Origin of the sequence: Vibrio sp. YIC-376 (assembly GCF_052353105.1) — a bacterium.
In the GTDB taxonomy this organism is placed as follows: domain Bacteria; phylum Pseudomonadota; class Gammaproteobacteria; order Enterobacterales; family Vibrionaceae; genus Vibrio.
In genome coordinates this window covers 149,348-157,438 of sequence record NZ_JBBWFK010000010.1, presented here as the reverse complement: position 1 = coordinate 157,438, position 8,091 = coordinate 149,348, and the positions used below count along the sequence as shown (strand labels likewise).

General features: G+C 46.2%; 8 protein-coding genes. 4 read left to right on the top strand and 4 right to left on the bottom strand.

Annotation, left to right across the window (positions count from 1 at the left end):
- The first annotated feature begins 67 nt into the window (after positions 1 to 67).
- Positions 68 to 1,227, top strand: a protein-coding gene (locus WJM94_RS18545; protein WP_444492974.1) for an IS3 family transposase whose coding sequence is annotated in 2 segments (ribosomal slippage) — positions 68 to 326 and positions 326 to 1,227 — 1,161 coding nt in all. Because the reading frame shifts where the segments join, the coding sequence is not laid out codon by codon here.
- Between the two features lie 302 nt (positions 1,228 to 1,529).
- On the opposite strand, the gene rpmG is transcribed toward WJM94_RS18545, so the two are convergent.
- The 4 genes from rpmG to WJM94_RS18525 form a co-directional block, all read right to left on the bottom strand.
- On the bottom strand, positions 1,530 to 1,700 hold the full coding sequence (gene rpmG, locus WJM94_RS18540; RefSeq protein WP_004410866.1) for a 50S ribosomal protein L33: 171 nt from the start codon (positions 1,698 to 1,700) through the stop codon (positions 1,530 to 1,532).
- A 13-nt stretch (positions 1,701 to 1,713) separates the two neighbouring features.
- Positions 1,714 to 1,950 carry a 50S ribosomal protein L28 gene (rpmB, locus tag WJM94_RS18535; protein WP_444495677.1) on the bottom strand — a complete coding sequence of 79 codons (237 nt, stop codon included), beginning with the start codon at positions 1,948 to 1,950 and terminating at the stop codon, positions 1,714 to 1,716.
- A 302-nt stretch (positions 1,951 to 2,252) separates the two neighbouring features.
- Positions 2,253 to 2,927, bottom strand: coding sequence for a RadC family protein (gene radC / locus WJM94_RS18530; protein WP_444495676.1), 675 nt, complete (start codon positions 2,925 to 2,927; stop codon positions 2,253 to 2,255).
- A gap of 113 nt (positions 2,928 to 3,040) precedes the next feature.
- Complete coding sequence (locus tag WJM94_RS18525; protein ID WP_444495675.1) at positions 3,041 to 4,714, bottom strand: methyl-accepting chemotaxis protein; 1,674 nt, start codon at positions 4,712 to 4,714, stop codon at positions 3,041 to 3,043.
- Positions 4,715 to 5,054: 340 nt separating this feature from the next.
- On the opposite strand from WJM94_RS18525, the gene coaBC reads away from it, so the two are divergent.
- The 3 genes from coaBC to lpxL all read left to right on the top strand — a co-directional run bounded on the left by coaBC (position 5,055) and on the right by lpxL (position 7,960).
- Positions 5,055 to 6,254, top strand: a complete 1,200-nt coding sequence (gene coaBC, locus WJM94_RS18520; protein WP_444495674.1) for a bifunctional phosphopantothenoylcysteine decarboxylase/phosphopantothenate--cysteine ligase CoaBC — start codon at positions 5,055 to 5,057, stop codon at positions 6,252 to 6,254.
- 159 nt (positions 6,255 to 6,413) lie between these two features.
- Positions 6,414 to 7,004, top strand: a complete 591-nt coding sequence (gene slmA, locus WJM94_RS18515; protein WP_444495673.1) for a nucleoid occlusion factor SlmA — start codon at positions 6,414 to 6,416, stop codon at positions 7,002 to 7,004.
- Positions 7,005 to 7,009: 5 nt separating this feature from the next.
- Positions 7,010 to 7,960 (top strand): LpxL/LpxP family Kdo(2)-lipid IV(A) lauroyl/palmitoleoyl acyltransferase, encoded by a 951-nt coding sequence (lpxL, locus tag WJM94_RS18510; RefSeq protein WP_444495672.1) that lies wholly within the window; start codon positions 7,010 to 7,012, stop codon positions 7,958 to 7,960.
- Positions 7,961 to 8,091: the final 131 nt, after the last annotated feature.

Below are 8,091 nucleotides of genomic sequence, written 5' to 3'. Positions count from 1 at the left end.
TGTAGTGGTTTAATGATCCCGGACACCAAATTAGGTGGTAAAGTCTCCACCATAAATGAGGTGTTCCATGACAAAACGACAACGACGTACATTTTCTGCTGAATTCAAAATGGATGCTGCAAGCTTGGTGCTTGACCAAGGATATTCGGTACCTGAAGCAGCACGCTCCATGGATGTTGGTGAAACAGCTTTACGACGTTGGGTCGACCAACTCAAGATTGAGCGTGGTGGTACAACTCCGGCGGCCAAGGCCCTTACGCCTGAACAACAAAAAATCCAGGAATTAGAAGCCAGAATTAGTCGATTAGAAAGAGAGAAAGCCATACTAAAAAAGGCCACCGCTCTCTTAATGTCGGACGAACTCGAACGTTCTCGTTAATTGATCAGTTAAGGGAGCATGAGTCGGTCAAGATGCTTTGCGAACTGTTCAATGTGGCTTCTTCCTGTTACTACGAGTTTAAACAGAGAAAGCCGGACGCTAATCGCATTCGGCTAGCAAGCCGAATTAAAGAGCTCTTCAACATGAGCCGAGGTGCTGCTGGCAGTCGTGCCCTTGTATCCATGTTACGTTCAGAAAACATCGACATCGGGCGATTTAAGGTGCGGAAGATAATGCAAGAAGCCGGTCTGATGAGCAAACAGCCAGGCTCGCATCGATATAAGCAGGCCAAATCAGAGCGGTTGGATATCCCGAATCTGCTGAAGCGTGAATTCTCTGTGGTTGCTCCAAATCGAGTGTGGTGCGGTGACATTACTTATATCTGGTCAGGTTCTAAGTGGAGTTATCTCGCCGTGGTACTTGACCTCTTTAGCCGGCGCGTCGTGGGTTGGTCTCTATCGGATAAGCCTGATGCTAAATTAGCTTCTAAAGCCCTAGATATGGCCTGGGAGCAAAGGGGGCGGCCTCAGAACGTGATGTTCCATTCAGACCAGGGATGCCAGTACAGCAGTCGTAAGTTTCGTCAAAGACTTTGGCGATATCGCATAACCCAAAGCATGAGTCGTCGAGGTAACTGTTGGGACAACGCTCCAATGGAGAGGCTATTTAGAAGCCTAAAAACTGAATGGGTACCAGCAACGGGTTACTTGACCCAAACTCAAGCGAAGAAAGATATCAGCTACTATTTGATGGACTACTATAATCGGCAACGGCCTCATCAAGCCAATGATGGGCTGTCGCCAGTCAATGCCGAAAATCGGCTTAAATCTGTGTCCGGAATTTGTTGACCACTACAAAGCGCTCCGTATTCCAAAGCAACAAGCACCTGAGCTTACGTTTAGCACTGAACTTACCGCAGACACTTCTAGCACCTAGGACCCTAGCCACCTAGGACCTTTCATTACCTGTATTCCGTAAGCGAAGCGCTCCGTATTCCAAAGCAACAAACACCGGAGCTTGCGTTTAGCACTGAACTAACCACATACACGCCTAGGGCCTAGAACCTAATACCTAGGATCCTTTCTTTTACCCAATAAAAAACCCAACTCGAAAGTTGGGTTTTTCAATTCGTAAAAGAGTCAGAAACCAATTATTTGATTTTTGCTTCTTTGTACATAACGTGCTGGCGTACAACTGGATCAAATTTCTTGATCTCAAATTTGCCTGGCATGTTACGCTTGTTCTTATCAGTTGTGTAGAAGTGGCCTGTACCTGCAGAAGATACTAGACGGATTTTCTCACGAACGCCTTTCTTTGCCATTGCTTATTTCCTCTTAAACGTTTTCGCCACGTGCACGGATATCAGCAAGAACAGTATCAATACCTTTCTTGTCGATGATGCGCATACCTTTAGCAGATAGACGTAGTTTAACAAAACGTTTTTCGCTCTCTACCCAGAAACGATGAGTTTGTAGGTTCGGCAGAAAACGACGCTTAGTAGCATTTCGTGCGTGTGAACGGTTGTTACCCGTTACTGGACGCTTACCAGTTACTTGGCATACTCGTGACATGAATGTCTTCTCCAAAATCGTTTCAGCTCGATATCAACCTTGGTGGCCGAACCTCTCTATCTCTCGAAAAGAAGTTAGAGGTTAAGAACCGCTATGGAAAATCCATACAAGGCTATCAAAGGTCGCGCATTATACTAACTTGACATGCATTGCTCAAGACCCGAACAGATCCTTTTTACAGGTTTTCGTGATCTTTTTTTAGACAGCAGGTTTTTCTAGCAGTCCAAGCTGAATTCAGTTTAAAATTTAGTGGCGTGGATAATAGCAGATTTTTTGCAACTAACAACCTAAAAAACGCTCAGTTATATCCATCCTCTTTCAGCAAAAGAGACACTTTCCCCATCACCGATGACGAAATGGTCCAAAATTCGTATATCCACCAGTGCTAAAGCATCGATTAAACGGCGCGTAATTCTTCTGTCAGACTGACTTGGCTCTGCGACACCGGATGGATGATTGTGGGCTAATATCAGTGCTGCTGCGTTGTGATGTAAGGCGCGCTTCACCACCTCTCGCGGATAAACCGACGCCGCATCCAGTGTTCCTTCAAATAAAATCTCATCTTTTATTACTCTGTGCTGATTATCGAGGAAAAGAATATAAAAAGCCTCTCTTTGCCGATCTCTTAAAATAGAAGAGAGATACAGTTTGGTTTGTTCCGGGCTAGTCAAGGCATCGCCACGCTTTAAAGTTTCGGCTAAATAACGCTGAGTCATCTCAAGCACAGCTTGCAACTGGACATATTTCGCTTGTCCTAACCCTTTATGCTGGCAGAACTCTTTCTCTGATGCCGAAAACAACTGCCTGAGCGAGCCAAAGTCCCGAATAAGGAAGTCCGCCAACTCAATCACATTCATCCCCTGCGTGCCTGTCCGCAGAAATATCGCCAGTAATTCAGCATCAGTCAGCGCTTGGGGCCCTCTATTGAGAAGCTTTTCTCTGGGCATCGACTCATTCGGTAAAGATTTGAGTATCATCGACTGTCTCTCTGAAGGTAAGAATCCCTATTCCACAAAACAAAAAGCGAAAGTCGAGGATGACTTTCGCTTTTTTGGTTCTGTTTTGATTTTCTGTGTAATTTAGTAGTTCATCAGAGTTTAAAATTACCAACCAGATCGTTAATCTCGGTTCCGGATTGCGACAGCTTGGTGCTGATCGCTTCCGCATGCTGCAGGGTATCGGTAATGTTATTGACGATCTGTTGAATCGCGACCAAGTTATGATTGATATCTTCAGCGACCGCACTCTGTTCTTCCGCTGCCGAAGCGGTCTGAATTCCCATCTCCCTGATGGTGCCAATAGAGTCGTGAACATTCGAAAGAGATTGCTGGATCAGCGCCGACTCTTCTGCCGTTTTCACTCCGCGCTCCTGACTAGCAGACATGGTGGTCACGGCACGCGAAACGCCGCTTCTCAACTGTTTCAACATGTCGCCAATTTCATGGGTGCTGTTTTGCGTGCGGCTGGCAAGCGAGCGAACTTCATCGGCAACTACCGCGAAACCTCTTCCTTGCTCACCTGCTCGCGCTGCTTCAATCGCCGCGTTCAACGCCAGCAAGTTAGTTTGTTCAGCAATCTCTCCAATCACATCCAGTACTTTGGTAATTTGATCCGTCTGCTGGCTCAGCTCAGAAATAGCATCTGATGTGCTGTTAATTTCCGCAACCAAGTCGGTGATCCCGTCAATAGCCTGCTCAACTTCACGCTGCGCTTCGGTCACTTGACTGTTTGCATCCTCGATCGCCTCTGCGGTCGCGCTGGTATTACTTGCCACCTCTTTTGCGGTCATACTCATTTGCGTTACCGCAGTCACCACCTTATCGGTTTCCAGACAGTGGTTCTGCATCTGGTCACTGGCTGTGATGGTTTTGTCATTCAGCTCTTCAGAAACACTCTGTACTGTAGATGCCGAACGATGAATATCTGTCATTAACGGATGCAGCTTATCCATGAATTCATTAAATGCTGCAGCCAGTTCACCCACTTCATCTTTACTTTCTACTTTCAGTCGAGCGGTTAAATCACCACCGCCAGCAGCAACATCTTTAAGAGAATTGGCCACATACTGCAAAGGCTTGATGCCTTTAGAAACGACGATACTAGTCAGGATACTGGTAAAAATGAGGCCAATGACCGAGATCATCACGGCAAATAAAGTGTTTTGATTCAGCTCCTGAGTACGTAATTCCCGCTGCATGGCAACCTGTTGGTCGATATCATCAATGTAAATTCCAGTACCGAGAACCCAGTCCCATTCCGGTAAATACTCTGCGTAACCTAACTTAGGCGCTTGTGCGTCGATGGTTGGCTTGTGCCAAGAGAAAGACAAAAAACCATCGCCCTGTTTCGATGAGTCAATTAAGCCAGCAATTACTGCCACGCCATTTTCATCTTTAAGGTTGTACAGGTTTTTGCCTTCTAGTGATGGTTTAATGGCATGCAACGTATTCACGCCTTTGGAGTTATAAGCAAAGAAGTAGCCATCGCTTTCAAAGCGCATTGCCTTCAAGATTTCTTTCGCGGCTTCTTTGTTACTGCCATTTACGTCAGAGTCATAAAGCGGCTTAATCGCTGTTACCCCCATCATCATGTAGGCTATCAGCTCTTTCTTGCGCGTTTCTAATAACTCTTGTCTATCGCGAACCAGCTCCTCTTCTAAGCTCTTACTACTATTGATGTAATACACCACAGAGATCAATGTGGTGATCAACAGTAAGGGAATTAAAGTGATCAGCAGCAATTTATTTCGACTTTTTAATACCATGGATTATGACCTTATTTTCCTTTCAATCATTCAAACTAGGCTCAAATTTGCCGTGAAGTATGCGTAATTTTTATAGCTGCTCAATCGAATACTATTCCAAGTTTGATTTCGATTAGTTTCTGATTAGAAATATAACTTTAGAGCGTTTAGCTGGTCCCAATCCAAGCAAAATAACGCCATTGCACTACAAGATCTTGCGAAGTAATTTGATGAAGAAATGCAATCAGTGAAACTCGTGCAAGGGAGGGCTGAACCAGCATCTCGAGGTTATTTTGGGTTATACGGGTGGCAGAAGTTTGAGTTGTGATAAACTCGTCACCAGTAAATTTGGAGATCTCACATGCAAACACTAGCAGGAAAGAAAATTCTACTCGGCATGAGTGGCGGTATTGCCGCGTATAAATGTGCGGAGCTAACCCGTCGCCTCATAGAAAGAGGTGCAGAAGTACACGTCGTGATGACCAAGGCAGCCAAGGAGTTTATTACTCCGCTCACCATGCAAGCGGTTTCTGGTCATCCAGTCTCTGACAGCTTATTCGATCCCGCAGCAGAAGCTTCCATGGGACACATTGAGTTGGCAAAATGGGCAGATTTGGTTCTGCTTGCGCCAGCTACCGCAGATTTGATTGCTCGTCTGGCGGCAGGGATGGGTAACGACCTAGTGACTACCTTAGTGTTAGCCACTGATTCGCCAGTCGTGGTATCTCCGGCAATGAACCAACAGATGTATAGTAATGTGGCAACACAAGAGAACATCGCAACCTTGGCTCGCCGTGGTATGCACATCTGGGGGCCTGGTGCTGGCGAACAAGCATGTGGTGATGTTGGTCCAGGCCGTATGTTAGAACCAATGCAACTGGTGCACCTATGCGAGCAGTTTTTTCAGCCTAAAGTGCTCGAAGGCAAATCCGTATTAATCACAGCAGGTCCAACCCAAGAAGCCATTGACCCTGTGCGTTACATCACCAATCATAGTTCTGGCAAAATGGGCTATGCACTGGCGAGTGCGGCAGCGCAAATGGGCGCGAAAGTTACACTGGTTAGTGGTCCGGTGAGTTTGAACACACCCGCTGGTGTTGAGCGTATTAGCGTCTCAAGCGCTCAAGACATGTTTGATGCTGTGATGGAGCATGCCACCAGCCATGATGCATTTATCAGCTGCGCAGCGGTTGCTGATTACCGCCCTGAAGAAATCGCGTCTCAAAAGTTGAAAAAGACCGAAGACAACGATCAGATGGTCATCAAAATGGTAAAAAACCCTGATATTGTTGCATCGGTTGCCGCAATGACTGACAAGCGCCCATTTACTGTTGGCTTCGCCGCTGAAACTAATAACGTTGAAACTTATGCGCGCGGTAAATTAGTGAAGAAAAACCTCAACATGATCTGCGCCAACGACGTGTCGGTTGAAGGTCAGGGATTCAACAGCAATGACAACGCGATTACCCTTTTCTGGCCAGAAGGTGAACTCGCTCTCGCTTTAGAATCAAAAGAAGCATTGAGTTTTAAAATCCTCGAGAAAATGCACGCATTAATGTAATTAGTGCTCATTTTTTGCTAAAACTTGGCGAAAATTTAGTACAACCATGACAATTGAGGGTGTTATATCTCCCAATCCACCCTCAGTAGTCTAGTTTGATCCAACGTAGCGTCTTATAATCCCCTCCGCTCAACTTTGTATTTTGAAAGGAAATAACTAATGGCCGGCAGTAAAAAATCCAATCGTCGTGAAGAAATCTTGCAAGCTTTGGCAGAGATGCTTGAATCGACAGAAGGCGCTTCACGCATTACTACGGCAAAACTGGCGAAACAAGTTGGTGTTTCAGAAGCGGCGCTCTACCGCCATTTCCCAAGTAAAGCTCGTATGTTCGAGGGTTTGATCGAATTCATCGAAGAAGCATTAATGACGCGCATCAACCGCATTCTGGATGACGAAAAAGATACCTTAGAGCGCATTCGTATGGTGATGCACCTGATTCTGGTCTTCTCTGAACGTAACCCAGGATTGACGCGCATTCTTTCAGGTCATGCTTTAATGTTTGAGAATGAGCGTCTGCGTGATCGAATCAATCAGTTGTTCGAGCGTATTGAAACTCAACTGCGTCAGATCCTGCGCGAACGTAAAATTCGTGAAGGTAAATCCTTCCCGGTAGAAGAACGTATTCTTGCGGCGCAGATTTTAGGACAAGTAGAAGGCAGCCTTAACCGCTTTGTTCGCAGCGACTTCAAATACCAGCCTACTGCAAACTTTGACGAATATTGGGCACTGCTCAGCGCACAAATTAAGTAGAGATTATGAGTAAAGACAACCACATGCAGCCAGAGTTTTCTCTTTCCCTTCTTCACCCACGAAACTGGGGAGTGTGGATTGGGTTTGGTCTACTGGCGATCATCGTCAATATTCTCCCGTACCGCTTGCTACTGTCATTAGGTCAGTCGCTGGGCAAACTGGGTATGCGTTATGGTAAAAAACGCGTTCACGTTGCAAAACGTAATCTGGAACTGGCTTTCCCAGATAAATCCCAAGAAGATATTGACCGTATCGTCACAGAAAACTTCAAAAATACCGGCATGGCGCTGATCGAAACAGGTATCACCTGGTTCTGGCCTACCTGGCGCTTCAAAACCCTGCTGATAGAAAAAGATCTCGGCGCACTGAAAGACAAAGCGGCAGAAGGCAAAGGTGTCCTGCTGTGCTGTGTGCATGCACTAAATCTGGAAATCACCGCACGCGCTTTTGCGGTCATGGGGCTGGCGGGTTACGGCGCATTTCGTCCGCACGACAACCCGGCTTATAACTTTATTCAGTACTGGGGACGCACCCATAACGGCAACAAACTGATTGATCGTAAAGACGTGAAAAAAATGATTCGCGTACTGCGTAGCGGTGAGCGCCTGTTCTACCTACCGGATCACGATTACGGCCGTAACAAGTCGGTGTATGTGCCATTCTTCGCAGTAGAAGACGCGTGTACGACCACTGGCACAAGCATTCTGGCTTACACCTCTAAGTGTGCAATCATTCCGGGCTCAGGCTTCCGTAATGACCAAGGTAAATACGAGATCATCGCAGACAAATGCATTGAAGCGGACTACCCGCAAAAAGATGAAGTCGCGGCAGCCGCATACATGAACAAGTATGTGGAAGAAGTCATCTTGCGCGCCCCTGAGCAATGGATGTGGCTGCATAAACGCTACAAAACCATGCAGGATGAAAACGTACCGAAAGGGATTCGTTATAGATAACCAAGATCCTAGGGGCTAGGATCCTAGGTTCTGGGTTCACTTGTTGAACGTTCGGTGCTTTATTCGACGTTTGTGCTTGTTGTTCGGGAATACAGATTACTGAATACAGAAAAGAATCCGTAATCCGTAAT